Below are 26,078 nucleotides of genomic sequence, written 5' to 3'. Positions count from 1 at the left end.
CTTGTTGACGCCGGTCGCGCGCTGTCAGCCAAACTGCGGGCTGACGGCGCGCGCCAACGTATCGTCCGTTTCGCGCATGGGCTGCGCGAAATCGGACGGTGTTGCAGGGTCAGCGTCCGAGGCCGCCCATCATCGTGTACTTCAACTCCATGTACTCATCCAGCCCGTACTTCGATCCTTCGCGGCCGAGGCCGGATTCCTTGACGCCGCCAAACGGCGCGACTTCCGTGGACAGAATCCCTTCGTTGACGCCGACCATGCCGCTCTCCAGCGCTTCGGACACGCGCCACGCACGAGCCAGATCGCGCGTATAGAAGTAGGCAGACAGACCGAACGGCGTGTCGTTGGCGGCAGCAATCGCTTCGTCTTCGGTCTTGAAGCGGAAGCATGCGGCGACCGGACCGAAGGTTTCTTCTTCCGCGATCAACATCGACTTCGACGCGTCGACCAGCACGGTCGGTTCGTAGAACGTGCCGCCGAGCGCGTGACGCTTGCCGCCCGTCAACGCTTTAGCACCCTTCGCAAAGGCGTCCGCGACGTGGGTTTCCACCTTCTTCAACGCGGCAGCGTTGATGAGCGGTCCCTGTTCGACTTCGCCTTCGAGCGCGTTACCCACGCGCATCTTTTGCACGGCCTTTGTCAGCGCCTGAGTGAAGGCGTCGTAAACGCCGTCCTGCACGTAGAAGCGATTAACGCATATGCAGGTCTGCCCAGTGTTGCGAAACTTTGAAGCCATCGCGCCTTGCACGGCGGCGTCGATATCGGCGTCGTCGAACACGATGAACGGTGCGTTGCCACCCAGTTCGAGCGACAGCTTCTTCAGCGTATCCGCGGATTGCTTGGCGAGCAGCTTGCCCACGCGCGTCGAGCCCGTGAACGAGAGCTTGCGCACCACCGACGATTCGGTCAGCGCACCGCCAATGGCCACGGCATCACCGGACACGATGTTGAGCACGCCAGCGGGGATGCCCGCCTGTTCCGCCAGCACCGCCAGCGCAAACGCGGACAGCGGTGTTTCTTCGGATGGCTTGAGCACCATCGTGCAGCCGGCCGCGAGCGCCGGTCCGGCTTTGCGCGTGATCATCGCGAGCGGGAAATTCCACGGCGTGATCGCAGCGACGACACCGATCGGCTCACGCGTCACGATGATTTTGGCTTTCGGATTCGGGCTCGGAATCACATCGCCATAGGCACGCTTTGCTTCTTCAGCGAACCATTCGAGAAAGCTCGCTGCGTAGCCTACTTCGCCACGCGCTTCGGCGAGCGGCTTGCCTTGTTCGCGCGACATCAGTTCAGCCAGCGCGTCGCGATGCTCCAGCATCAGCTCGCCCCAACGCCGCACTTTTGCGCCGCGTTCCTTCGCGGTCAGCGCACGCCAGGCGGGAAAGGCGCGTTGCGCGGCGGCGATGGCTTCCTTCGTTTCCGCTGCGCCGCCCTTGGCGACGTTGACGATCAACTCGCCCGTGGCGGGATTGGAAACGGGATACGTGGTGGCGCTTTCGTGCCACTCGCCGTTGATGTAGTGCCCGGTACGGAGAAATTCTTTCATGCTGCTTTATCCAGAGTTTGAGCGAACACACCTTGCGCGGCGCGCGGCTCGCGCGCGATGCGCTTGCCTGCCGTGTAATCGTTGATCAGATCGCACGGCGTGTAGTTACGCTCGAGTTCGTAGAGTTCGTCGGCGGTCAGCTTCGTGTCGAGCGCGGCGAGCGCGCTATCGAACTGCGCGGGCGTGTCCGCACCCACCAGCATGCTGGAAACGCCGCCGTGATTGAGCACCCACGCCTGGGCGATCTGCGCGGGCGAGACGCCGCGTGCCGCTGCCACACGGGCCACGGATGCCGCCACTTCACGCGAGGCCGAGTCGCCGTACATCTGCGCGGTGAAGAAGTCGGTTTGATTGCGCGTCGAATTCGGATCGCTCGTCAGCAGACCGCGTGCAAGCGGGCTGAATACCGACACACCCACGCCCTGATCCTGACAATACGGAATCATTTCGCGCTCTTCCTCGCGATACGCCAGGTTCAGTTGCAACTGCATGTTGATGGGCTTGTGCCAGCCGTTGCGTTCGCACACCTGCATGATCCTGGCGAACTGCCACGTGTACATGGTCGACACGCCAATGTAGCGAGCCTTGCCCGCGCGCACGATATCGTTCAACGCGCCCATCGTTTCTTCGACGGGCGTGTTGACGTCGAAGAAATGCAGCATGTAGATATCGAGGTAGTCCATGCCGAGACGCGTCAGCGAACCGTCGATCCCGTCCATGATGTGCTTGCGCGAGTGGCCGCCGGCGTTCTGATACGTGCCCATGTCGTAGCCGACTTTGGTGGTCACGACGAGTTCTTCACGACGCGCGAGGCGCTTCAGAATGCGGCCCACCACTTCTTCGCCGACGCCGGTCGAGTAGAAGTCCGCGAGGTCGATGAAGTTCACGCCTGCTTCCAGCGCGTGGCGCACGATCGGCTCGCTCTGCGCTTCGTCGAAAATCCACGGCTTCCAGTCCGGCGTGCCCATGTTCATCGTGCCGAGGCACAGACGCGAAACCTTCAGGCCGGATTGGCCGAGGCGAATGTATTCCATTGAGGTGTCTCCTGATGGCGGCAGTCGCGCGGCGTTCGTAGCGCTATGTGCAGGGATGGCGCGCGACTGGTGGCTGCTGTTCGATAATTTGTGTTGCCCTAGCGTTGCCGCAGTGTCGGCTTAGCGCTGCTTGGGCGTATAGAACGGGTTCGACACCTCACGCGCGGCGGCGAACACTTCATCGCGATGCGGCAGACCCTTCATCGCGGCGAGGATGGCGTTCTTGCAGGCGCGGTAGTTGTTCTCGAACACGGCGTCCAGATCGTCGGTCTTCGGATTGACCCAATTTGCCGACACGACGACCCAGTCGTTTTCCGCTTCCGGCGGCAGCGTGCCGTTCTCGAGCGACTCGGCCACTGCTTTGGCGATACCCGCTTGCGAAGCACCCCACGTCGCGTTGCCGTGGAAGTCACCTTCGATCTGCGCCTTGTTCACGTACAGCGTGAGCGGCTTGGTCGGCACACCCGGACGGGCGATGACGACGAACGGTGCGTGACCGGCGGAAGGCGTGGACAGCGCAGTGGCGAATGCCTGGCCTGCCGGGCCGTTACGCGGGCCGACCAGTACGTTGATGTGCGCGAGATTCACGCCCGGGCCTTCGAAACCTTCACCGATATACAGCTGCTTTTCCGTCGATACGCTCATGTCTTATCCCGTCAAGGGTTGGGTGGATGAGACGATTGTGCTACCCGGTTCAAGCGCGGATGAATCGATGATTTTTGATCCGGGGTATGAGACGGACTCAACTCCGGGTTTCTCCCAGGCGAGCGATGCAATGGCGTCAGTTGCGCCGGTTGCGTCGTTAAGGTGAGCGTTTTCGGGACCCGTGCGGAATCGCGCTTGCGGTGATGCGAATTTCCATTTCGCGCGCACCGGACGTTCGGGAGTCCGCGCTATTTGCGCATCGAAGCAGCGGCCGCTTTTGATAGCGAAGCGAGATGGCATTCGCGAAGTAAAGCGGCCAGGTCACCGCGCGCAAAGCCTTATCAGACAAGGCGTTGCGGCATTCTAATCGGGACGTGAGAGATTCAGATGGTGTCGCGAAGGAATGAAACCGTCGCCCACAGTTCCTCACTGAAAGCGACGCGGCAAGACGCGACGTGCAATGCTCGAAAGGTTAGCAAACGTGGACGGCCGCGTGAGATGCGCTGACGAAAGGTGAGCGTTTTCGGGACTCTGCTCGCGGTGCGCGAATCGCAAGGCATTCGCTCACTGCACGCTATCGAAGGACGGACAGCTCACCGATTAGCCCCTGAATCAAGGGATGAAATGAATCAAGAGACGTGAGTTGCAATGCGACGCTGCACGTCTTTGAGCGAAAGCCTCACTCGGAAATCAGGAAGCGTTCGCGATTCTTGCCTGCGAGCCAGGCTGGCGCACGGCCGCGCCCGCTCCAGGTTTCACCTGTCTTGGGGTTACGGTATTTGGCCGGCAACGGCGCTTTCTTTACGGACGTTCGTTTGCTCGAAAAACCCAGTTCTTCTGCGGTGATTCCATAGTCCGCAATGGTCTGTTTGATATCGGCAATCGCCTGCTCAATTTCCTTCTCGCGCGCCGCCGCCATTTCCTTATGGAGCTTTTCGAGTTGTGCAGTCAATTGTTTGTAAGTGGCCATAGACGCATCGCTCCAGTCGGTTCAGATCACAGCAGTGTGACCCTTTCAGATCGAAAAAGTGCCGCGAAAGGCTTACCGTAGATTACGACGACTCTCTCACGAGACTACGCTGCGCTACTCGTCGATGGCGTCGTACAGGCGCCGCTCGAAGTCGAGCGGCATGGCGAACGGTTCGACGGCGCGACGCTGGATCAGCATCATGCCGATCAGATCTTCGACGGGGTCGCCAAACCAGCTCGTGCCATAGGCACCTGGCCATCCGAACGAACCGGTGGACCGATAACCGAGCGGCAGTTGCTGCGCGGGATCGTCGACCACTGACAAGCCGAGTCCAAAGCCCTGTCCCGCCCAGACGATGTGTCCGAACGCGGGTGCACGCCGCTGATCGCGACTCAGGAAGTTGGAGCGCATCAAATCCACCGAACGATGCGAGAGCAGCCGCACATCGCCAACGCGCCCACGCCCGAGCAACAGCCGCGCGAACTGAAGATAGTCTTCCGCCGTCGACACCAGCCCGCCGCCGCCGCCCTGGAAACGCTGCGGATTCGCCCAGCGGCTGTCGGGCGCCCGGTCGTCGACCACGCGCTTGCGCGTGCCGGGATCGATGCTGTAGGCCGTCGCCAGTCGCGATAGCTGGCTTTCGTGGACCCAGAAGGCGGTATCGCGCATGCCGAGCGGCTCGAAGATACGCGTACGAAAGAAATCACCGAGTGTCAGTCCGCTGATGCGCTGGATGAGAATGCCGAGGATATCGGTGGAGATGCCGTACTGCCAGCGCGCGCCAGGCTGGAACATCAACGGCAGCGTCGCGACGCGCGCCAGCCAGGCATCCGGGCCGGAGGACGATTCGAAACCGTTGAACACCGCTTCATACGCGTGCGCGAGCGGACCTGTGGCGGTGAAGTGATAGGCGAAACCCGAGCGGTGCGTCAGCAGATCGAGCACCGTGATCGGCGCGCGCGCCGCCTCGGTATGATCGAGCGCGCCAACCGGATCGCGCAGCACGCGCGGCTCCGCGAGTTCGGGCAGCCATTGGGCGACCGGTGCGTCGAGCGCGAGCTGGTCGTCTTCGAGCAGCATCATGATGGCGGCGCTCGTCACCGGCTTGGTCATCGAAGCAATGCGAAACAGCGTGTCGCGCTGCATCGGCAACTGCCCGGCCTCATCGCGCAAGCCGAGCGCTTCGAAGCAGGCCGTCTCCCCACGCCGCCAGGCCAACGTCACCACGCCGGACACTTCGCACCGGTCGACATAGCCCTGCATCGCGGCCGTCACACGCGCGAGCCGCGCCGTTGAGAATCCTGCTCTTTGCATCGGTTGTCCTGATTCCACGTTGGAGCGCGGCGGGTCGAGTCGCGACGTTCGCGCGGCTCGACCGGCATGGGTCACGTCGATAGATTGCGACCGTGTGCTACGTAACGTTCGCCGGACGTTACCGCGTGGTGGTTGAGTTTGCGGCCAGTTCTTCGCGTGCTTCCAGAGCACGCAGCGCTTCATTGAGCCGTTTGACACGACTCGCCTGCGACGGAATCAAAATGCCGTCGGATACGGACTTGATACGGTTACGCCAATATGACAACGGAATCCGGTCGTCTGCGGAAATACGTGAGATGACATGCTCGAGATGCTCAAGATCTTTTTCGAGTTGCTGGTGATTCATTGCTTTTCCCCGGTATGACTCGTTTTTGAATCAAACAAAGCATGAAACGTGCCGCGAGTGACCCGCTCGTTACGTGCACCGATATTGCTTTTTCGATGCCGCATTCCAATCTGTGTTGGCGCGCTTTGATATCAGCGCGAGTGCGGGGCCGCTCGTGCAACAGAAGATAAACAAAGGGTTTGGCGCGTTCCGTTAGCCGCCGCACGGAAGCAAGCCGCTTCGTGATTAAAACAACGTGGATGCGCTAACGCGGACAAGGGAAAATAACGGCGAGCGCGTCAATTGTATATTCCCCATTTTTATAAAATCGTGCTGTGTCTCGATGAATTGCGGGTAACAAAACATCGCGACACAGGCTCGCTACGGTATTAAGCCCTCAGCAATATGACGGTTTTATGCAATGGCTTGCTGATGATATCTAGCAGGCTACTTGGCGGGGCAAGCGTAGATCAGGCTGACCGTGCCGTTTTCGCTCGACTGGCGCACGGTGTCGAACTGTCCGCCGCAACTGACGCGCGCCTGCTGCACGCAGGAATCGGAGCCTTCCGGACATTGGACGAGCGTGGTCGGCCGACCGTCCGAAAGGAACAGCGGCGGACTGCTGCTGCAGGCGCTCAGCCCGGCCAGCAACACAAGCGCCGTCACGCACGACGATGCGCGCGCGAGACGACCCGATCGAACAGACGATGCATAGCTGCGTTTCATGTGAAAACCCCGATCCTTTTCTATTTCTTCGGTTCAGCGATTGTGCCATGCGCACGCCGCAGTGCGTCATTCGCAAGCGCGCTTGCCGGTAACGGGCAGCATCAGTTGGCGGGTTCGCTCAAGGGCGCATCGGGCGCCGCGAGCGTCTTGTAAGGCAGCGGCCCGCGCGGCGTCGTGCTGACGCGCATGAACACCTGCTCCACATCCGGAATGGCTTCGAGTTGCTGCTGCAAGGCATGCGTATCGAACGAAGCCGGCGCGCATCCTTCGGCGTAGACGAAGCGGCGTTGCACCGTAATCCACAGACTCGTGCCATCGAACGCATGGGGGTCGGTGAAGTGCGCGTGGATCGCCTCGGCAATCGGCGCGTCGTACATATAGGAATTCGGCTTGGTGCATTTGTGCGCCAGCCAGCAGGTCGTGCCGCGCTCGACGCGGTAGTGCGCGTCGTCTTCCATTTGTGCGCGCGTCATGAACGGGCCGAGCGGCACGGGGCAATCGGCAAACCCCTGCGACAACGTGAAGAACGGGTCGTTGTACCAGTTCTTGAGATCGGCAGACTGGGCGCACGCGGTTCCGCTCCATATAGCGGTCACGCCAGCCACGCTCAGTGCGACTAACAGAATGCTGACAGGCCAGGACTTCATCCATCCTCCCGACTAGATCGCTCGCTTCCCGTTCCAGCGCAGCGCCACGCAGAACAATTATTTCGAACTCGGCTAGCGTGTCAGGAATTGTACAATCGCACGGACCGCGTGCCCGTGCCCAGACCGACACAACAGGCTGCACGCCGGTCCAACAACAAGCGTACAAAGTCTGCCTGCGCAACCGGGTCATTGCCCTGCCCCACCCGGCTCGCAGCGCAGACAGACGTAGAACAACCCGTCACGGAGACTCAATGTCCTTTGTTATCGTCCTCGCCGCTTTGGCGTTTCTGATGTTTGCGGCCTACCGAGGCTACAGCGTCATCCTCGTTGCACCTATCGCCGCGCTCGGCGCGGTGCTGCTGACCGACCCCGCTGCCGTCGCGCCGGTGTTTTCCGGCATCTTCATGGAGAAGATGGTCGGCTTCGTGAAGCTGTACTTCCCGGTGTTCATGCTCGGCGCGGTGTTCGGCAAGGTCATCGAACTGTCGGGCTTCTCCGAATCCATCGTGGCCGCCGCGATCCGCTACATTGGCCGCTCGCGCGCCAACGCCGTGATCGTCGCCGTGTGCGCGCTGCTCACCTACGGCGGCGTGTCGCTGTTCGTGGTGGTATTCGCGGTGTATCCGTTCGCCGCTGAACTGTATCGCCAGAGCAATATCCCGAAGCGGCTGATGCCGGGCGCCATCGCGCTGGGCGCGTTCTCGTTCACGATGGATTCGCTGCCGGGCACCCCGCAGATCCAGAACATCATCCCGACCACGTTCTTCAAGACCACGTCGTGGGCAGCTCCTGCTTTGGGCACGATCGGCTCGCTGTTCATCATCATCGTCGGCCTGACCTATCTGGAATGGCGCCGGCGCGCGGCAATGGCCAAGGGTGAGGGCTACGGCACCTCGCTCGTCAACGAACCGGAGCGCATCGAGTCGAAGCAACTGCCGCATCCTTTGCTGGCCGTCGCGCCGCTCGTGCTGGTGGGCGTGGCGAACTTCGCGCTGACCAAACTGATTCCGGACTGGTACGGCGCGTCGTACACCGTCGCACCGGAAGTGCTGCCTGGCATCCATGCGCCCGTGACGACGTCGATCAAGGCCGTGGTCGGCATCTGGGCCGTCGAGGGTGCGCTGCTGCTTGGCATCGTGCTGGTTGCGCTGACCGCGTTTGGCCGGATGCGCTCGCGCTTCGCAAGCGGCACCCGGGCGGCGGTGGCCGGTGCGCTGCTGGCGTCGTTGAATACGGCGTCGGAATATGGCTTTGGCGGCGTAATTGCCGCCTTGCCTGGCTTCCTGGTGGTGAGCGACGCGCTGCGCAGCATTCCGAACCCGCTGGTCAATGCGGCGGTGTCGGTCAGCTCACTGGCGGGCATCACGGGCTCGGCCTCAGGCGGGATGAGTATTGCACTCGCGGCGATGTCCGACTACTTCATCCAGGCCGCCAACGCTGCGCATATTCCAATGGAAGTACTGCACCGCGTGGTGGCAATGGCGAGCGGCGGCATGGACACGCTACCGCACAACGGCGCCGTGATCACGCTGCTGGCGGTAACGGGCTTGACTCACCGCGAGTCGTATCGCGACATCTTCGCGGTGACGATCATCAAGACGCTGGCCGTGTTCTTCGTGATTGCGGTGTACTACACCACTGGCCTGGTCTGAGACGCCGGCTCATCTGATTGCTGTGCAGGACGCCGCGCAAACCGTGCGGCTCCTCACTTGCACAACGAAAACGCCTCGCGGCTCGCAATGTCGCCGTTGCCGTAGATCCCCACTACGGTGCAATCCGAGGCCACACACTCGAACGTGCTGTCCTGAAACGTCAGCACGTAGTGACGCCGCCCTTCTTCGACCGCCTCGGGCCCCCAGGCATCCAGCACCAGTGACGAGTTCGCGATCTCATGCGCCGCATCGGGTTCCAGGCCCCGCTCGGCTAACGGATGCGCGTAAAGATTGTCGCCATTGGGCGGCCCGAACTGATGAAACGCCGCGGCGGCGAATTCAACCGTACAGAACGGATCGTCGTCATCGGCGAAGGGGCCGAAGCGGTCGAAATCGGCCGTGGCGATCCGATACGCGATCACCACGCGCCGCTCGTTGGCGACGACGAATGGCTCCGGCGATTCCGTGGCCGGGCGCGGTACTTCATCGAGCAGAACGACTCGGTCCTGCTCATAGGATTCGAGGGGGCTGTTCATCTGCTTCGCTTGACTCCTTTGCAGTCACTCGTGGATGGCTCGCACTATGCCATGAGCGGCGCGGCCACAGAGGCGATTTGCGCGCCCACAAGGCGCCTCGCCCGACTCCGACGTTATCTTACATAAACCCGACAACGCCGCGCAGAGCGGCCGACGAAATCGATTGACTTCCCAAAATTACCCCGTACAATGGGTTTTGTTGCATTGCAGCAATTTGACTTCTGGCCCTAGCGGCGCGCGGATTCCGGTTTTAAGCCAAGCCTCTCGCACTCGCCGCCTTACCCTTTCTGGAGTAGTGATGAGCACGCTTACCCCCCAACAACTGATCGCCGCGCAGCAAGCCAATCTGAATGCATTTTTCGGTTTCGCGAACCAGGCCTACGCCGGTTTCGAGAAGCTCGTCGAACTGAACCTGCAAGTCGGCAAGGTCAACCTGGCCGAAACGCAAGCCATCGTCAGCAAGGCCGTCACCGCCAAGGATCCGGCTGAACTGTTCGCGCTGGCCAGCAGCCTGTCGCAACCGGCATCGGAAAAGCTCGCCGCCTACGGCCGTCACGTGCATGAAATCGTCTCGACCAGCCAGGCTGAATTTTCGAGCGCTGCCACGGCTCAATTCCAGCAGGCTCAGAAAGACGCGCAAGGTTTCATCGAAAGCCTCGCGAAAAACGCTCCCGCCGGCAGCGAAGGCGCGGTTGCAGCGTGGAACTCGGCTTTCTCCGCCGCTAACGCAACGTACGAATCAGCCAACAAAGCGGCCAAGCAATTCGTCGCTACGGTTTCGGCTGGCGCGTAATACCCCGCTCGCTTCGTGCGAGCGCGCGGTCACTGCAAAAAAGCGGACTTCGGTTCGCTTTTTTTCGTTTGTACAGTGGCCCCACGCATCCTCACGCCGGCGCGAAAATCACCGCTTGCCGGTCGGCGATATAACGGTGCGTCCGCGTGAAGCGATAGACCTGACCATCGGCGGTGATCCGGTTCAAACCCGGCTCGGTGAGCGCCAGCATCTCGTCGGCGAGGTGAGCGGCCAATGCATCGCTACTCGACAACTCATCCAGCGAACTACCGGGGTTGCCGATAAAAACCAGACGTTCGCTCGACCCATAGCGCATCACGACCACGGCCTGACCCGCGTCCAGCGCGAGTTCCAGGTAATTGGCGAGCTCCCGCAACGATGCCGGTGTACTCGCGCGCACCGCGTAGGCTGAACCGGCTGCTGTTGTCATCGCACCGTTCCCCCGTCAGATTGACGCGTCAAAAGAGAGCAGATTCGTCCGCTCCCAGGCTTGACTCCTGAATGAGCCCCGCGTGAGCCCACGCGACCCTTGGGTGACGCTTGAGTGATCCTGAGTGGCCCGTATGACTGCTCTTCTACTATAAGCAAATGACAGCCACTGGGTGACGCTGTTTTCAGCGAAATGCGAGGCGCCCGCTCAGCTCAGCGCGGCATGCCGCACTTTTCTTCAACAAGTTGCGACACGTCCCGCAGCACGTGTTAATCTGCACGCATAGCTATAGGAAACGCGGAGCCATTCCGTGCTTCTCGCTGCGCACATTCGCTTGCCCGGGTCATCCGTCATGAACGGCTGTCCCTTCCAGATGAGTCCTTTCGCTTACGCTCTGCACGACTGCCTCCCCTGCGCGAGTAAGGTCGGGTCTCATCGCACGTTCCAGCAACCATCATTGAAATAGTGGCCTCGCCAATCTGTTCACGCAGTAGCGAACGGTTGGCTAAATCGCTTCCATACGTGGACGGCAGGTCCGTTCGCATGTGTGGTGATCCAGTTCGCCATGTTTGAACTTATGTGCCCGTCTGTGTCCATACGAATAGCAACGCTGCTTCGCAGGCCTGCAAACTGCGAAGCGCCGTCGTATGCGCGACGCGCAGCAAGACGTGCTGTGCGCCCGAAAAGGCATTAACGATTCCTTGATGGGTTTTACAGAACACCTGTTTTACATCGGTATTGTCGTTACGGTCGAATCAATCGTTACACATGCCCCGCGGGCAAACCATTCCATGGAGACACTCAATGGATGAAATGAAACGCGATCGGATCGTGGCGTATCTGCGCCATCGAATGGAAGAGTTTGGCATCAAGCCGGAAGACCTCGCGCCCGACGCGGAGCCGAAAACATCCACGCCGTCCAAAGCGCAAGGCGCCGACCGATACCGCAGTGCCAACGGCGATCGCTGGGATGGCGAGGGCGAAATGCCGGAATGGCTGCGTCGCGCCATCAGCGCAGGCCAGTCCATTGATCATTTCGAAGTCGCACCGCCTGTGCAGCACGCGCACGCAGGACGTTGAAGTGCGGTCGCGCTCCGACGCGAGCGTTACAGCACGCGTCAATGCATCGAAGCCACATCGAGTCCGAAGTGTTGCCGCAAGCCTTCGTGGAGTGTCATGGCGAGTGTCGCCATGTGCGCATTCCAGTGTTCGTCCGTTTGACACAGGTTTTGCAGCTCACGGCATTGCGCCGCAAAGCGCGGTTCACCGACAATCAGAAACGCCCCGGCCGCACTATGCGCCCAGTCGCGCAACGCCGGCCGGTCACAACGCTCCACGATAGCGGATAGCCGCGGCAGATCCGTGCCCAGATGATCCTTTAGCATTGCCACATAACGCGCCTGGGTCGCCGCATCGAGTGCGAGTCCGATGTCCGTGCCAGCATCAGGCGTTACGCTCGAAGCCGCAGACGCCGCCGTGGACAACGGCTCGCTCGCGCCCAATGCATCGAGCGCGGTCTCGAGTTCCTTGAGCGAGGTCGGTTTGGAGATGTGCCCGGTGAAACCGAGTTGCTGCCATTCGTCGGCTTGCTGCACATCGGTGACGGCGCTGAAGGCCATCACCGGCAAACCCGGGTACTGGCGGCGCAGTGCGGCGAGAAGTTCATAGCCATCCATCACTGGCATGTGAATGTCGGTCAGCACGACATCCACTTCATGACGTTCGAGCATGGCCAGCGCCTGCCGGCCGTCGCCCGCAAGGATCGGCTCGCAACCGAGCGCCGTGAGTTGCTCGACGATCAGCGTCTGATTCAGCGGGTTGTCCTCGGCCACCAGAATCGCAAGCCCTTGCAGCGGCTTCTCGGCAGATGAATCCATCTGCAACGGGGCATCATTCTCGTGCGGCAGCACTGCGCGGGTAGCTACGTCCGGCGCAGACGCAACGGCGGCATTGGCGACACTCATATCATTCGCAACGGCACGATCCCACTGCTGCTGAACTGCCATCTCCACAGCCGAGAGAATCGCACGGTGACTGAACTCGCTCACTTCGAGCACGCCCGCGACGCGCAGCGTGGGACGATGCGGGCCGCGCCGCGTAATCCACACCGCCCCCACCTGCTGCACCGCGCGCAACGCGGTGATTACCTCGACGTCATGCTCGCCTGTGACGACCAGCACATCGGGACGGTTCGCCCGCAGCGATTCGTCAGCGGTGCGCACTGAACTGACGCTGCGAGCGAACCATCCGGCACTGTCGAGCCAACCGCTGATGATCTCCCCCGACTCGATCTCCTGACACAGCACCAGCGCGTTGCCGCGCCGTGCCGGCAGGGCAACGGGCACGCGTTCGTTCTCAGGCGGCAGCGTGAGCGGGATCGACACGCTGAAAGCCGTGCCGACACCCTGCACGCTTTCCACAGAAATCTGGCCGCCCATCAGTTCACACAGGCTTGCGCAGATCGACAGGCCAAGCCCGGTTCCGCCATAGCGGCTCGCGGTACTGCTCTCACCCTGCACGAACGGATGAAAAATTCGCGCGACCTGCACCGGGTCCATGCCGATGCCCGAATCGTAGACGCGGCAATGCAAAACACTGCGCTCCTGGGCGTCTTCGTGCACTTCGGCATTCAGCACGATCTTGCCGCACGACGTGAACTTGTAGGCATTGCTTAGCAGGTTGTTGACGACCTGCGCGATGCGCGTGCGATCGCCGCACAACACCTGATCGAGCGTCGGCGAGAGGTGCGAGTAGAAACGGATTGGCCGTTCCGCGAGCATCGGCGCATACGACAGCGCGAGATTTTCGAGGTCGTCGATGGGCCGGAACGATTCGATCACGAGCTTCATTTCGCCCGCGTCGATCTTCGAGAAATCGAGAATATCGTTGACGATGTGGCGCAACGACCCGGCGGCGGTCTTGAGCGACAACAGGCGCTGCTCGTGCGCCTCGAGACCGGGCGCCAGCGCCAGCATTTCCAGGTTACCGAGCAGCACGTTGAGCGGCGTGCGGATCTCGTGGCTCATCGAAGCAAAGAAGGTGGACCGCGCCCGCATGGTGGCTTCGGTTTCCTGCTGCGCAGCGCGCAGTTGCGCTTCCAGCGTGTGCTGCGTGGTGACGTCGAGCACCGCGCAGAACAGCACCGCTTCGCCGCCGTAGCGCGCGGGTGCGCAGGTCCATTGCAACACCTGCGGGTTCGCGTCGCCAGCACTGGCTTGCCCGGCCAGCGCAGGCGCCCTGAACACAACGACACCCGCGTCATCTGCGGCGCCGACTTGCATCGTGGTATGCGCGTCATTGGCCGCCATCAGCATCTCGGTCTGAAAGACCTGCGCAAGATGCGGCGGCAACGCGACGCCGGCCGGTTCGAGATGCAGCAGTTCTCGCGCCAGCGCATTGGCGGTGAGGATCGAAAAATCGCTGCGCCTGACGATACACAATCCAACCGGCGTCACGCTGACGAGCACATGATTGATCGCTTCGTTCTCGAGCGCGCGCACCGCTTCTTCATGCGACCGCGCCAGCAGGCGCAGTCCCCAGAAACGCGCCGTCAACGCAATGCCGACGAGCAGGATCAACGCCACGCCCGCGATGACCCCGAGCTGCCAGCCGAGCGTCGCGGCCAGTGCGCCCCATGCGAGATACCCGACCAGCGAGCCGAAGCCCGGCATGATCGACTCGCGGATCAGCGCGCCATCGCGGGTGTAGATGTAGTCGCCATCCGGCAGCGCGGCCGCGGTCGCCGCCATCATGTCGCTAGTGGCAGCGTCCACTGGCGGGGACGCCACCACCACCCGGCGCTGGTCCGACAACAACGCCAGCACACCGGCGCCGGATGGTCGGTGGAGCCGCGCGATCAGTGTATCGACCGGCAGGCTGATCGCAAGCAACATGGCGGGCGTGTCGCCGTCGTAGTAGAAGGACAAGGCCGTGATCACCGGCACGCGCAGCAGTGGATCGACGTACGGGCCCACCCACAGCCGCCGGTTTTTAGCGAGCACGCGCAAGCCAGTCTCGCTTTGCAGTTCGTGCAGCAGGACGCTGCGCAACGTGACGGCATCGCCGGGTTGCAGCGGGGGCACGCTGCCATCTGCCTTGACGACAGACGGCATGATCAGCGCGTAGTCGTCACGCAACCCGATCAGCATGGCTCGATGATTCAGATCGAAGGTTTGCTGCGTGACGAGGGTGGACTGTCCCGACTCGTACAGCCGCCACAGCTTCTCGTCGAGTGCGTCCCCCCAGGTCTCACGGGTGCGGGACGGGACCAGCACGTCGAAGCGCGTACCCACGGTGCCGCCGTCGCCCGACGCAACACCGCTCTGGCGGATAGCGGCGTCCACGCCCGCCGGCAGACTGCGCGGCGCGTCGGTCTGCTGGTAGTACGACACGGTAAGTTCGGTGCGGCGCAGGAACGACACTTCGTCATGGAGAAGCAGCGAAATGTCCGCTGCATACTGGGTGACGAGGCTGCGCCGATAGTCGAGTTGCCGGTTGATGGCGAGCGCCGCGAGCAGCAGCGCGGAGACCACCACGATGACCATCAGCGTGACGATTGCGCTCAGGTAGAGCGTGCGTTGGCGCCGGGCATTCCTTGCCAGAGAGGCGAAGGACCCGGCCAGCGACCCCTGCGTACCATCGAGGATCTTCTGCATCGGCTTACGTCGTTCACTTCGTTCACGTCGTGCGCGCAGACACATCACGTGGCTAGCGTGATTTCCGTTCAAGCCGGCAGGCAGCAGGGTCTGCGGGGCGCCCCGCGCCTGGAAAGCGCAGTGTAGCGCGGCTCGCCCTGCTTTGGTCTGATGATCTATTGAATGGTGTCGAGCAGGTCGAGCTGCCGTGGAAACGAGCGCGCCGGCCGTTCGAGCGTCAGCAGCGCGGCCTTGCGCTCCACGCCGCCCGCATAGCCGGTCAGGTCGCCGGCAACACCGATCACCCGATGACACGGCACGATGATCGCCACCGGGTTACGCCCGTTAGCGGCGCCCACGGCGCGCGCGCTGCCCACCGGCAGACCGAGCCGCTGCGCAAGCCGCCCATAGCTTTCGATCTCGCCAAAGGGAATCTGTATCAGCGCGTTCCACACCTGCTGCTGGAACGTGGAACCCGCCATGCGCAGACGGACCGTGAAGTCCTGTCGTTCCCCCGCGAAGTATTCGGCAATCTGTTGCGCTGTCTCTTCCAGTACGCGGGGCGGCTTGCCGCCGGCGGTATCCACCGCACCTCGCGGAAAATACTTCTGGCCGTCGAAGTACAGACCGGTGAGCGCATCGTCCTCGGCACGCAAGAGAATCGCGCCGAGCGGGCTGGGAATGAATAGATACTGGTTCATGTGGCGATGCCTCTCGATGCCTCTTCTATATAACCGGCGCAACATAACCGGCGCACGACGCGTTGCCGCCAGGCGGACCGGCAATTTGCACGCATCCATGCGCAAAACGGCCATGGCCAGCCGGCAATAAATACTCGTGATCACGGCCCGGACACATGCCGTCAATGTAGCGCATCCGCTTCTCGACAGGCCGGTCAACGAAGGCGAAACCCGCCTCGTTTACTGCTTGAGGCCAGCGCGCCCTAACCGGCTTGCGCGTCACGGACATGACAAAACCGGACTCGGCGGCTGCACCGCAGCGGGGCATGAAAAATGCAGCCGTCCACGCAGGGAGTCGCGTTAAACTGCCTGAAACGATCGGGTCGCGCGGCGCATATCACCGCGTGGCGCGCCTGTCAGCGGCATGTGGGGTGTCACGCTGTCAGCAGGACGCGACACGCAGCGCGCCAACCACCCGTACAATGGTTTGCTAAACAACGGAACGAGGACAACTTCGATGCGCACTACCGGGTCTTCCGGGGCTATGGCCCTGCTCACCGAATACGACGACGCAACGGCGCGCGAACTTCGCTCGCTGCGCCTCGAATCGACAGAAGACGGCAAGGGTATTCTTCTGATCGAAGTCGACGAGCGCAAGCCTGGCATCCATCGCGAAGTACGCTATGAAATCACGCCGGCAGAACTGATCGCGGCCATTCGCGCGCACGGTGCCGAACTGCCTGGCGAACAGCACAATCACCGTACCTGACTTCACCTCAGGCATGCGCGGCAAGCGCATGCCGTCACACGCCGCCGGTCGTCTCGCAACACGGCTCCACCGGCCGGCGGGGCTTGCGCCAACCTGCTGCATCGGCGCGTAAAGCCTGCCTCACCGACATTTCTTCTGCCCGATTTACCTGCTGCCTTTCCGGACGCTTGCACGTCGTCAAAATGCGTCCATAATCGACTAGTTACCTCTTCGCTTCCCGCCGGAAACGGCCGCGGAAGTAAGCCGATGCTACATGACCTCGTGGAACAATACGGGCCAGCACTCGTCTTCGCCAACGTGCTGGCCGCGTCGCTCGGGTTGCCCGTGCCTGCGATGCCCGCACTCATCCTGTTCGGTGCGATGGCGGCCACGCATCCGGCCACCGTCGGCTCGCAACTGGCGTCGGTGCTGATCCTTGCCATCTTTGCCACGCTGATTGGCGACAGCGTGTGGTATCTCGCCGGCCGCATCTACGGCGGCAATACGCTGAAGACACTGTGCCGTCTTTCTCTCTCGCGTGACACCTGCGTGAAGAAAACCGAGCGGTTCTTTGGACGCTGGGGCGTGCGCGTCCTCGCAGTGGCCAAGTTCGTCCCGGGCCTCTCGATCGTCTCCATTCCGATGGCCGGCGCAATGGGCACCGCCTATCGCACCTTCCTGACCTACGACAGCGTCGGCGCCGCACTCTGGTCCGGCACGGGGCTGATCATCGGCGCCATCTTCGCGCAGCAGATCGACATGTTGATGGCGGGCGCGAGCCGCCTCGGCCGCATGGTCATGGTGGTGGTGGTTGCGTTGCTGCTGCTGTACGCGGCGTACCGCTGGATCCGCCGGCGCCAGCTCATCAAGAAACTCGCCACGGCGCGCATGGAAGTGGACGAACTCGCCGACCTGATGGCGGCGGGCCGCGCGCCGGTGCTGTTCGACATCCGCTCGCGTGAGAAGCGCAAACTCGACCCTTTCGTGATTCCCGGCACCCAGTTTGCGGACGAGCGGCAGTTGAACGAAATCATTGCCAAGTACCCTCCCGACCAAAAGCTCGTAATCTATTGTTCCTGCCCGAACGAGATCTCGGCGGCATGGATGGCCAAGCAACTCAATGAAGCAGGCTTTAGCGACGTGCTGCCCTTGCGCGGTGGACTCGACGCATGGCGCGATGCCGGACGGCAACTCGAGCCGCTGGAAGACGAGCCGGCACCGGAAGTACACGCCGGAGTCGCTCCCGCGGTGTAGCCAGGCCGGTCGCTTCCCCTGCTGAACCAGACGACAGAAGGAGCGGTTTGATGATCGAGATTCAAGAAGCCGAATCGCAACAATGCGTGCAGCCTGCGCCGCCCGTCGTTGCCGATGCGCCTTTTTCTTCGCTTTCCACGCGAATGCATCAGATGTTCCCCGAACTGACGTGGGAGGAAATCGACCGCCTGCGTAAATTCGGCGAAGTACAACGTTGGCAGTCGGGCGAACTGCTGTTCGAGACCGGCCACATCGGGCCGGGCATGTTCGTGCTGCTGTCGGGACGCGTGAAGATTTTTCAGCGCGACGGGCTGGGACGCGAGCGGCTGGTATCCGAGCAGGGTCCACGAAAATTTCTCGCGGAAGTCGGCCAGTTGTCGTCGCGGCCGTGCCTGGTCAGCGGCCTCGCGCTGGAGCCGGTCGAAGCCATTCTGATTCCGCCGGTGCGCCTGCGCGCGCTGATCGTCTCCGAAGCCGAGCTTGGCGAGCGCATCATGCGCGCCTTGATCCTCCGGCGCGTTTCGTTGATCGAAAAGGGCGCGGGCGGTCCGATTCTGGTGGGCAAGAGCTACGACCCGCGACTGGTCTCGCTGCAAGGCTTCCTCTCGCGCAATGGACACCCGCATGCGGTGCTCAACGAGCGCGACGAGGAAGCCGTGACGCTGATCGAACAGTTCGGCGCGCGGCACGAAGACCTGCCGCTCGTGATCTGCCCGGATGGCTCCGTGCTGCGTCATCCGAGCGACCCCGAACTGGCCACCTGCCTCGGCATGCTGCCCGAACTGGACGCCTCGCTGGTCTACGACGTGGCGATTGTCGGCGCGGGCCCCGCAGGCCTTGCCACCGCCGTGTATGCGGCCTCGGAAGGGCTCTCCGTCATCGTGATGGACAGCCGCGCACCCGGTGGCCAGGCGGGCGCGAGTTCGCGCATCGAAAACTACCTCGGCTTCCCGACCGGCATCAGCGGCCAGGCGCTGGCCGGACGTGCGTTCGTGCAGGCGCAGAAGTTCGGCGCGCACGTCGCGATTCCGGTGAAGGTCAAAACATTGCATTGCGATGAGACGCCCCACCGCCTCGAACTCAAATGCGGCGGCAGCGTCAAGGCGCGCAGCGTGGTGATTGCCAGCGGCGCGGTGTACCGGCGCCCGGCGCTGGAAGGCCTCGACCGTTTTGACGGACGCGGCGTTTACTACTGGGCGTCGCCCGTGGAAGCCAAGCTCTGCAAGCGCGAGCAGATCGTGCTGGTGGGCGGCGGCAACTCGGCTGGCCAGGCCATCGTGTATCTGGCTACGCACGCGGCCAAGGTGCATGTGCTGATCCGCCGGAGCGGTTTCGAGGCGACCATGTCGCGCTATCTGATCGACCGCATCAGCTCGCTGCCGAATGTGTTCGTCCATCCCTATTCGGAAATTGGACGGCTGGACGGCGACGACAGCGGACTCTCCTCGGTCGTGCTCAAGGAGCCGTTGCCTGACGGCACCACCCAGTTCGACACGCGCCATCTGTTCCTCTTCACCGGCGCGGATCCGAACACCGAGTGGCTGCAAACCTGCGGCGTGCAGCTGGACCAGAAAGGCTTCGTGCAGACCGGCGCGAAGGGCCTGAATTCCACCTGCGATCTCGGCACCAGCGTCGACGGTGTATTTGCGATCGGCGATGCGCGTGCCGGCTCGACCAAGCGGGTGGCGGCCGCCGTGGGCGAAGGTGCAGCGGTGGTGGCGCAGATCCATCAAATGCTGGCCGTCACTGCCGACGACGCCGTGGCGCTGGGGGCGTAAAACCGGTGGTAGCCCGCTCTCTCTGCTTCCTGGCAGCGTGAAGACACTCACCCTACCCGCTGCGCGCACCCTTCATCTGGCCGCGCAAGGTCTGCTCGTGCCGCCGCGCCGCAAGCCCACGAAAGCCGACGTGCTCGATGCAATTCGCCGCATGGCGCAACTGCAGATCGACACGATCCACGTAGTCGCGCGCAGTCCCTATCTCGTCCTGTTCAGCCGCCTCGGCGCTTACCCGCCGCAGTGGCTCGACGAACTTCTCGCGCAAGGATCGTTGTTCGAATACTGGGCCCACGAAGCGTCGTTTCTGCCCATTGAAGACTACGGGCTGATGCGTCACCGCATGCTGGACCCGAGCGGCATGGGCTGGAAATACGCGGCCCAGTGGCACGACCAATACCGTGCGGAGATCGACACGCTGCTCGAACACGTGCGCGCGAATGGACCGGTGCGCTCAGCGGATTTCGCTCGCGAGGCGGGCAAGAGCAACGGCTGGTGGGACTGGAAGCCAGAGAAGCGTCACCTCGAAGTGCTGTTCGCCATCGGTCAATTGATGGTGGCCGAGCGGCGCAATTTTCATCGGGTCTACGATGTCAGCGAACGTGTGCTGCCGAGCTGGGACGACGCACGCGATCTGCAGCCGCCCGAAGCCGTTGCCGAGGAACTGTTGCGTCGGACCTGCCGCGCGCTCGGCGTGGCGCGCGCCGACTGGGTGGCCGACTACTACCGCCTGCCGCGTCGGCCGTATGGGGCCGAACTGCACGCGCTGGCCGAGGCCGGTGACCTCGTGCAGGTGAAGGTGGACGGCTGGAAACAGGACACCTTCGTGCATCGCGAATTCGCGCCGTTGATCGACGATGCCAACAGCGGCAAGCTCAGCTCGACGGTCACGACCGTGCTATCGCCGTTCGATCCGGTGGTGTGGGATCGCAAGCGCGCCGCGGCGCTGTTCGACTTCGACTACGTGATCGAGTGCTACACGCCGGCAGCCAAACGCAAATACGGCTACTTCGTGTTGCCCATTCTGAACCGGGGCAAATTGATTGGCCGTGCGGACGCGAAAGCCCATCGAAGCAGCGGCCTCTTCGAACTGAAGGCGGTGCATCTGGAGCCTGGCGTGCGTGTCAGCGCGCGGCTCGCCACGGATCTGCGGCGCGCCTTTCAGCGTTGTGCGGATTGGCACGGCACGCCCGAGTGGCAGATTACCTCGGGGCCCGCGGATTTGATGGAGGCACTCGCCGCGCAGACAAGCGCGGCGGCGTAAATCTCCCGACGAATCGCCTCAATGTTCGATCTTGAGGCGCAACTCACGCGCCGTTTCCAGTAAGCCCTCATAGCCCGAGCGAGCGTGCTCCGGCAAATCCGGATCGCCCACCAGCGTGCCCAGCGTCTCGATCAGGCTGTACAGCAATCCTTTGGCTGCGCCCGAGGCAATGCCGCCCGAGCTCACGAGATGGTCGACGTGGCTGATGGCGGCGTCGAGGTGTTCGAGATCGGGCCGTTCGCCCGCTTCCTGCTTTTGCGAAACATCACGCGTCATGATGGAGCGTCTCTCCTGTGAATGGATGCCTGACGTTGTTATATACCCATCGTGATCGGTCGTCCATTCATCCATTCGGCCATGCATGCCGGTGCACTGCGACAGCGATGCTTCACGGTGTCCAGCGGTACATCAGAATCTTGGCGCGCGCGTCGTCCTCCACCAGCACCACGTATTCGCCGTTGTCGCGCTCCACGGCGCTAATGCCAAGATACACGTCCACCCAGCCACTCGTATTGCCGACGCTCGCGCCTGGTGTCATGTAGCCCACTGCCTCGCCACTGCGCAGGTCGTAGACGTCGATCTTCTGCGTGTACAACTCCGCAACAAATATGTAGTTGCCCGCCACCGCGACACCCACGGTGGTCAGTGGCGGATCGGCGGAGGGGTCCCACGGCAGCGCGATCGTGTAGAGCAACGTAGGATTAGGGCTACTCCAGTTGTCATAACGCGCGAGCAGCGGACCCGCCTCTTTCCACAGCGTGGTGTTCCACGGATTGGCGCTCGTGAAGCCGGTGACGTACATGGTGTCGCTCGACGCGTCGTACACGATGCGGCCGAGCCGCGTGAACGGCGCAGGCATGGGAAACATCTTTGCGTTGGCGTACTGATAGATCGGATTGCCAAACGAATCGAGACCTTGCAACGGCATCTCACGGATACCGCTGAGAGGCGTCGCCAGCCAGACGTTGCCGGGCGCGTCGACCCACCAGTAGCCGTCGCCCACGGTGCTGCCCGTGGAGGGATTGCTGGTGATCTCAGCGGCATCCACCACGCCGTCGCCATTGCTGTCGCGCCACATCCACTCGCCGTACGAGGGTTGTCCCACTGGCCAGTTACCGGGGATCGGATTCTGCGCCAGCAGGCCCGACGGAATCGCGGTCTGCCCCTGCGTCGCGTCGAAGCGATACACGCTCAGGTAGTGCGCGTAAGGATCGAGCGCATATAAAAACAGATTGCCGTCGATGCGCCGCATCATCGGCTCGCCGCGCATGCCGCGCGTCAGATGGAACGAGGGATCGTCCGGATAGGCGAAGCGGTTCAACGTGAACGCCGCGTACGACCATTCGTGCCCGGTGGGTTGCGTGTAATCGAGCGCGAAGCGTTTCGAACCGCTGTAGACATAGTTGGTCGAGGCCGGATCGAAGTCGCCGCTATCCACGAACGTGAGGCCGTAGAGCCTCCAGTTGAGTTGTTGCGCGGCGAAGGCCGGGGTTAAACCATAGCTTTCGAGCACCGCCCCTTCGCCGACCGAAGCGGAGCCGACAGGACGCGGTCCCTCACCGTTTTGCGACACATACAGATTGCCGGCTTGATCGAAGCCGAGACCCGTGATGCCATTGAAGCGCCAATTACCGGGCGTCCCCGTTACTGTGTGATAGATGCCGTTACGCGTGCCGAGTGTGCTGGCGAGTTGCGTGTCGCCGGAAGCACTTTTGGTGAACACCAGGATCTGCTGGGAAGGGCCGTTGTCGGCGACCAGTATCTGACCCGACGGCGCAATGGCAAGCGCCGCGGGGATCGCGCCCGCAGGCAGCGGCAGCATGCCCGGCAGCACGGCACCCTGCTCGGAATAATGCGTGACGCTCATGCCGCCCGTCGATCCCACGCCGCAGATTACCCATAGTGTTGCGTCCGAGTCGATGACGATGCGTCCCGGCGATGGCACTGTCCAGGAACGCAACTGCCGCATGGTTTGCGCGTCGAACACGACGATGCGGTTGCCGTAGGTGTCGGCGACGTACACTTCGCTATCCGTTGCGGCGAGTCCGCGAATGCCCGCATCCACGCCGCTCACCACGTCGTCGACGCGCAGGAAGCTGTTCTTCGTGACGTTCGCGCTATTGCCGATGCCGGAGGCGAACGGCGCGCCGGTGGCGATATTCGACAGCAAACGGCGCGTGATGCCGAACCACGTCTGGTTGGCGGGCGGATAGTCGGCACCGACGAGCGCGTTGCTCTCATTGCCGATCGACATGGCCGCGTACAGATAGGTGTCGTTCACCGCGATGGCGTCACCGCCCGCCGCGCCCCAGCCGTGCGTATTGCCGGCTACCGCGAGCTTGTTGCCGTTTTGATAGGCCGCGATTTCACTGCCGCTCTCGTCCCACGGCGCGTTCGTATAGACGGTGCCGTCAGGGGCGACGCTGATGTTCTGAATGTCCTGCTGCACCCACGTGCCGTCGCCGAAACCAAACGTATTGCCGATCCACGATGTGGTGTAGGTCAATTGCGACTGCGCGAACACAGCGCAGGGCCACGAGACATGCAACATCAGCAAGGCCGCGCCAAAGCGGGACAACAATTTCACAATCGGCTCCTTGCGAGGCGGCACGCCAGCATGCATACGCTGTCGTCGTCACGCCTCTCATGCGAATGCCGCGCATGACACATCACGTTCACGTGTCATGCAGACAGGAACGCGCATGCTGCGGCGAATGGCGTAGCTATCCTCGCACGGTTCCGATGGAAATTAATCGACAATAAATCACGCAAAAATGCGGACGGCGCGTGTGAGCAATCTGATCCGCATAGCGCTGCGCTGCTCGCAACCGTGAGAGCGGGAACTCAGCTACACGTGGAGCGGCTCCCGAACCCTCTCACCTTACGGCGCAAATGCCACGGACGTTCGCGCGGTGTGCTCCCGAACCTTCTCACCGTTCACGCGGTACGGTGTGCGAAGCCACGCTTTTGTGCTTCACCTTTGCCCGTCGTTTCCAGCCCGCACGATTTCGCCGGACACGCCTCAAGACACCCGCACCGGCCGTGTGAAAATGCGCCGCGTCAGATCGAACGCAACCAGGTTGCCGGCCACCACCAGCACGAGACCGATCACCGCCAATGCCGACCATTGATACCCTTCGAACACCGTCGACACCGCCAGCGCGACGAACGGAAACAGCACCGTGCAATAGGCCGCGCGCTCGGGTCCGATGCGCCCTACCAGCATGAGATACGCGGTGAAGCCGATCACCGAGCCGAACACCGCCAGATAGCCGAGCGCGCCGAGATAACGGATATCCGGTTCGAGCGCGAATGAATAGCCCGCCGCAGCGCTGCCTATGGTCAGAATGGACGCGCCGATCAGCATGGCCCAGCTATTGGTGACGAGCGGGTGCAGGCCCATCGACTGCATGCGGCTCGACAACAGATTGCCGGTCGAAAAGCACAACGTACCGAGAAACGCGACCGCCAGCCCCAGCAACTCCGTGTGATCGTTCAGGTGTCCGCTCATCTGCTGGACGGCCAGACACACAATGCCCGCGAGCCCGAGCAGTGCGCCGGCAATCGCCGTTGGCTGCAACGGACGGCCCATGAACAGCCTGCCGTTGATGGAATTCAGCAGCGGCGCAATTGAAAACACCACGGCCACCAGCCCGCTCGGCACCACCTGCTCAGCGTAGTAAAAGCACAGAAAATTCAGGCAGAACAGCGCGAATCCCTGCGCGAACAGGAAGCGCCATGCCGCGCGCGGCGGCCAGATGGGCCGGCGCATGATGCGCAGCAGTGCAAACAGTAGCAACGCAGCCAGCCCAAACCGCCAGGCAATGGACACGGGCGGCGGCACCACGCCGAGTTGCCATTTGATGGCGATCCAGGTCGTGCCCCAGATCAGGACGGTAATGGCATAGAGAAACAGATTCATGACAGGTCAGCCCGGCGGAAAGGGCACAATAAAGCGCAAAAAGTAAGGGTGGTGGAACTTCACGCCCTCACTGTGCGCTACCGGCATCACCCGGACTTGTCCAGGATTGCGCACTTTTCCGCAGCCCCAGGCAGACCTCGGGCCGCTCGCTCTATACTGTCAGCACCTGACCCTGTCATTTTCGCAAGCCGTGAACCCTACCCTGCCCGCCGCCGTGATCGAACCTGCCGAGACGCCCTTTGGCTTGCACTCGGTATGTCGGACGCTGCGCGACGCCAACGCAAAGCTGGAACGCTTCGCGTGGCTGGGCGACCAGTTGGCGGTGGCCGAATGGACGCGCGAGACAAAGGAAGCGGAAACGGTCTACGAGCAGCCCGGCCACCATACGCTGTCGTGCTATCTGGACGGCGGCTACCGCACGGAACGCCAGAAGCTGCCGGGCCGCTTTGGCGCGCCCACGCGGCTGTGCGCGTTACCTGGCGATCACGAATCGCGCTGGTGGGTGCGCGGCCAGATGCATTTCATGCACCTGTATTTTTTGCCCGAACACTTCACGCAGCGCGCCGTGCGCGAACTGGACCGCGAGCCGCGTGAGATCACGCTGGCAGATCGCACGTACTTCGAAGACGCCCGCATGGCGAGTCTCTGTCAGTCCATTACGGACGAGCGCTGGGACGATCCCGATGGTCTGCTGCGCACCAACGAAACCGCGCACGAAGTGATGAGCCTGCTGCTGCAATCGCAGGGCGTGAGTCGCGCGGGGATGACGCTGAAGGGCGGTTTGTCGGTTGCAACGCGTCGCCGGCTGCGTGACTACATCGAAGCGCATCTGGCCGAGACACTCACGCTTGGCCGTCTGGCGGAAGTGGCCTGCTTGTCGGAGTACCATCTCGCGCGCATGTTCCGCACTTCGTTCGGCTTGCCGCCGCATGCGTGGATTGCGCAGCAGCGCATCGAGCGGGCGCGCCTGTTATTGCGCGTCACGACGTTGCCGCTGGCACAGATCGCGGCACGCTGCGGGTATGCCAACGCCAGCCATTTCAGCCATCGCTTTCGCGAAGCGCTGGGCGTGGCACCGGCGGTGTATCGGCAGGTATTGAAGGCGGCGTGAGCGTCACCAATGCGGGCGGGCTGAAGGGCCCCCGGAGCGTGACGCTGGGCGGCATCTCAACGCCGCTCG

General features: G+C 62.6%; 22 protein-coding genes and 1 pseudogene. 8 read left to right on the top strand and 15 right to left on the bottom strand.

Going from position 1 to position 26,078, the window contains the following annotated elements; translation table 11 throughout:
- Nucleotides 1-109: 109 nt before the first annotated feature.
- The 8 genes from D0B32_RS02465 to D0B32_RS02430 all read right to left on the bottom strand — a co-directional run bounded on the left by D0B32_RS02465 (nt 110) and on the right by D0B32_RS02430 (nt 7,210).
- Entirely contained in the window at nt 110-1,549 is a 1,440-nt protein-coding gene (locus D0B32_RS02465; RefSeq protein WP_117332089.1) for an NAD-dependent succinate-semialdehyde dehydrogenase, read from the bottom strand.
- Nucleotides 1,546-2,583, bottom strand: coding sequence for an aldo/keto reductase (locus tag D0B32_RS02460; RefSeq protein WP_117332088.1), 1,038 nt, complete (start codon nt 2,581-2,583; stop codon nt 1,546-1,548). The genes D0B32_RS02465 and D0B32_RS02460 overlap by 4 nt, the downstream gene beginning before the upstream one ends.
- A gap of 120 nt (nt 2,584-2,703) precedes the next feature.
- Nucleotides 2,704-3,228, bottom strand: coding sequence for a formaldehyde-activating enzyme (fae, locus tag D0B32_RS02455; RefSeq protein WP_117332087.1), 525 nt, complete (start codon nt 3,226-3,228; stop codon nt 2,704-2,706).
- 679 nt (nt 3,229-3,907) lie between these two features.
- On the bottom strand, nt 3,908-4,198 hold the full coding sequence (locus D0B32_RS02450; RefSeq protein WP_117332086.1) for an H-NS family nucleoid-associated regulatory protein: 291 nt from the start codon (nt 4,196-4,198) through the stop codon (nt 3,908-3,910).
- A gap of 114 nt (nt 4,199-4,312) precedes the next feature.
- Entirely contained in the window at nt 4,313-5,512 is a 1,200-nt protein-coding gene (locus tag D0B32_RS02445) for a serine hydrolase (protein ID WP_117332085.1), read from the bottom strand.
- A gap of 118 nt (nt 5,513-5,630) precedes the next feature.
- Nucleotides 5,631-5,858, bottom strand: a complete 228-nt coding sequence (locus tag D0B32_RS02440; RefSeq protein ID WP_117332084.1) for a hypothetical protein — start codon at nt 5,856-5,858, stop codon at nt 5,631-5,633.
- A 426-nt stretch (nt 5,859-6,284) separates the two neighbouring features.
- Entirely contained in the window at nt 6,285-6,563 is a 279-nt protein-coding gene (locus D0B32_RS02435) for a hypothetical protein (protein ID WP_117332083.1), read from the bottom strand.
- Nucleotides 6,564-6,664: 101 nt separating this feature from the next.
- Nucleotides 6,665-7,210 carry a BON domain-containing protein gene (locus D0B32_RS02430; protein ID WP_117332082.1) on the bottom strand — a complete coding sequence of 182 codons (546 nt, stop codon included), beginning with the start codon at nt 7,208-7,210 and terminating at the stop codon, nt 6,665-6,667.
- A gap of 251 nt (nt 7,211-7,461) precedes the next feature.
- Here D0B32_RS02430 and D0B32_RS02425 point away from each other — a divergent pair, with 251 nt between their 5' ends.
- Entirely contained in the window at nt 7,462-8,862 is a 1,401-nt protein-coding gene (locus tag D0B32_RS02425) for a GntP family permease (protein WP_117332081.1), read from the top strand.
- Between the two features lie 53 nt (nt 8,863-8,915).
- Here the strand turns inward: D0B32_RS02425 and D0B32_RS02420 are convergent, their stop codons facing one another.
- Complete coding sequence (locus D0B32_RS02420; protein ID WP_117332080.1) at nt 8,916-9,398, bottom strand: hypothetical protein; 483 nt, start codon at nt 9,396-9,398, stop codon at nt 8,916-8,918.
- A gap of 298 nt (nt 9,399-9,696) precedes the next feature.
- Between D0B32_RS02420 and D0B32_RS02415 the strand changes: the two genes are divergently transcribed.
- Complete coding sequence (locus D0B32_RS02415; RefSeq protein ID WP_117332079.1) at nt 9,697-10,191, top strand: phasin family protein; 495 nt, start codon at nt 9,697-9,699, stop codon at nt 10,189-10,191.
- A gap of 91 nt (nt 10,192-10,282) precedes the next feature.
- Here D0B32_RS02415 and D0B32_RS02410 read toward each other — a convergent pair whose 3' ends face one another.
- The gene (locus tag D0B32_RS02410) at nt 10,283-10,621 is read right to left on the bottom strand and encodes a hypothetical protein (RefSeq protein ID WP_117332078.1); all 339 of its coding nucleotides are present in this window, start codon (nt 10,619-10,621) and stop codon (nt 10,283-10,285) included.
- Nucleotides 10,622-11,425: 804 nt separating this feature from the next.
- Between D0B32_RS02410 and D0B32_RS02405 the strand changes: the two are divergent.
- Nucleotides 11,426-11,668, top strand: a pseudogene (locus D0B32_RS02405) (H-NS family nucleoid-associated regulatory protein); the annotation flags it as partial.
- A 71-nt stretch (nt 11,669-11,739) separates the two neighbouring features.
- Here D0B32_RS02405 and D0B32_RS02400 read toward each other — a convergent pair.
- Complete coding sequence (locus D0B32_RS02400; RefSeq protein WP_117332076.1) at nt 11,740-15,276, bottom strand: ATP-binding protein; 3,537 nt, start codon at nt 15,274-15,276, stop codon at nt 11,740-11,742.
- A 155-nt stretch (nt 15,277-15,431) separates the two neighbouring features.
- Nucleotides 15,432-15,956 carry a methylated-DNA--[protein]-cysteine S-methyltransferase gene (locus tag D0B32_RS02395; protein ID WP_117332075.1) on the bottom strand — a complete coding sequence of 175 codons (525 nt, stop codon included), beginning with the start codon at nt 15,954-15,956 and terminating at the stop codon, nt 15,432-15,434.
- A gap of 496 nt (nt 15,957-16,452) precedes the next feature.
- Between D0B32_RS02395 and D0B32_RS02390 the strand changes: the two genes are divergently transcribed.
- From D0B32_RS02390 to D0B32_RS02375, 4 genes are all read left to right on the top strand, one after another.
- Nucleotides 16,453-16,704, top strand: coding sequence for a hypothetical protein (locus D0B32_RS02390; protein WP_117332074.1), 252 nt, complete (start codon nt 16,453-16,455; stop codon nt 16,702-16,704).
- Between the two features lie 246 nt (nt 16,705-16,950).
- A complete protein-coding gene (locus D0B32_RS02385) occupies nt 16,951-17,937 on the top strand; it encodes a DedA family protein/thiosulfate sulfurtransferase GlpE (RefSeq protein WP_117332073.1) in 987 nt (328 codons plus the stop codon).
- Nucleotides 17,938-17,987: 50 nt separating this feature from the next.
- Nucleotides 17,988-19,715, top strand: a complete 1,728-nt coding sequence (locus D0B32_RS02380) for an FAD-dependent oxidoreductase (protein WP_117332072.1) — start codon at nt 17,988-17,990, stop codon at nt 19,713-19,715.
- 37 nt (nt 19,716-19,752) lie between these two features.
- Nucleotides 19,753-20,976: a winged helix-turn-helix domain-containing protein gene (locus tag D0B32_RS02375; RefSeq protein WP_117332071.1), complete on the top strand. Its 1,224-nt coding sequence runs from the start codon at nt 19,753-19,755 to the stop codon at nt 20,974-20,976.
- Between the two features lie 18 nt (nt 20,977-20,994).
- Here D0B32_RS02375 and D0B32_RS02370 read toward each other — a convergent pair whose 3' ends face one another.
- The 3 genes from D0B32_RS02370 to D0B32_RS02360 form a co-directional block, all read right to left on the bottom strand.
- The gene (locus D0B32_RS02370; RefSeq protein WP_117332070.1) at nt 20,995-21,252 is read right to left on the bottom strand and encodes a hypothetical protein; all 258 of its coding nucleotides are present in this window, start codon (nt 21,250-21,252) and stop codon (nt 20,995-20,997) included.
- A gap of 112 nt (nt 21,253-21,364) precedes the next feature.
- Nucleotides 21,365-23,527 (bottom strand): hypothetical protein, encoded by a 2,163-nt coding sequence (locus D0B32_RS02365; RefSeq protein ID WP_259294922.1) that lies wholly within the window; start codon nt 23,525-23,527, stop codon nt 21,365-21,367.
- 471 nt (nt 23,528-23,998) lie between these two features.
- A complete protein-coding gene (locus D0B32_RS02360) occupies nt 23,999-24,898 on the bottom strand; it encodes a DMT family transporter (protein ID WP_117332069.1) in 900 nt (299 codons plus the stop codon).
- A 190-nt stretch (nt 24,899-25,088) separates the two neighbouring features.
- Here D0B32_RS02360 and D0B32_RS02355 point away from each other — a divergent pair, with 190 nt between their 5' ends.
- Nucleotides 25,089-26,009 carry a helix-turn-helix domain-containing protein gene (locus D0B32_RS02355; protein ID WP_181969696.1) on the top strand — a complete coding sequence of 307 codons (921 nt, stop codon included), beginning with the start codon at nt 25,089-25,091 and terminating at the stop codon, nt 26,007-26,009.
- Nucleotides 26,010-26,078 lie beyond the last annotated feature (69 nt).

The sequence above is a fragment of the Paraburkholderia sp. DHOC27 genome (genome assembly GCF_003429005.1).
GTDB lineage: Bacteria > Pseudomonadota > Gammaproteobacteria > Burkholderiales > Burkholderiaceae > Paraburkholderia.
This window is presented reverse-complemented; position numbering and strand designations above follow the sequence as displayed.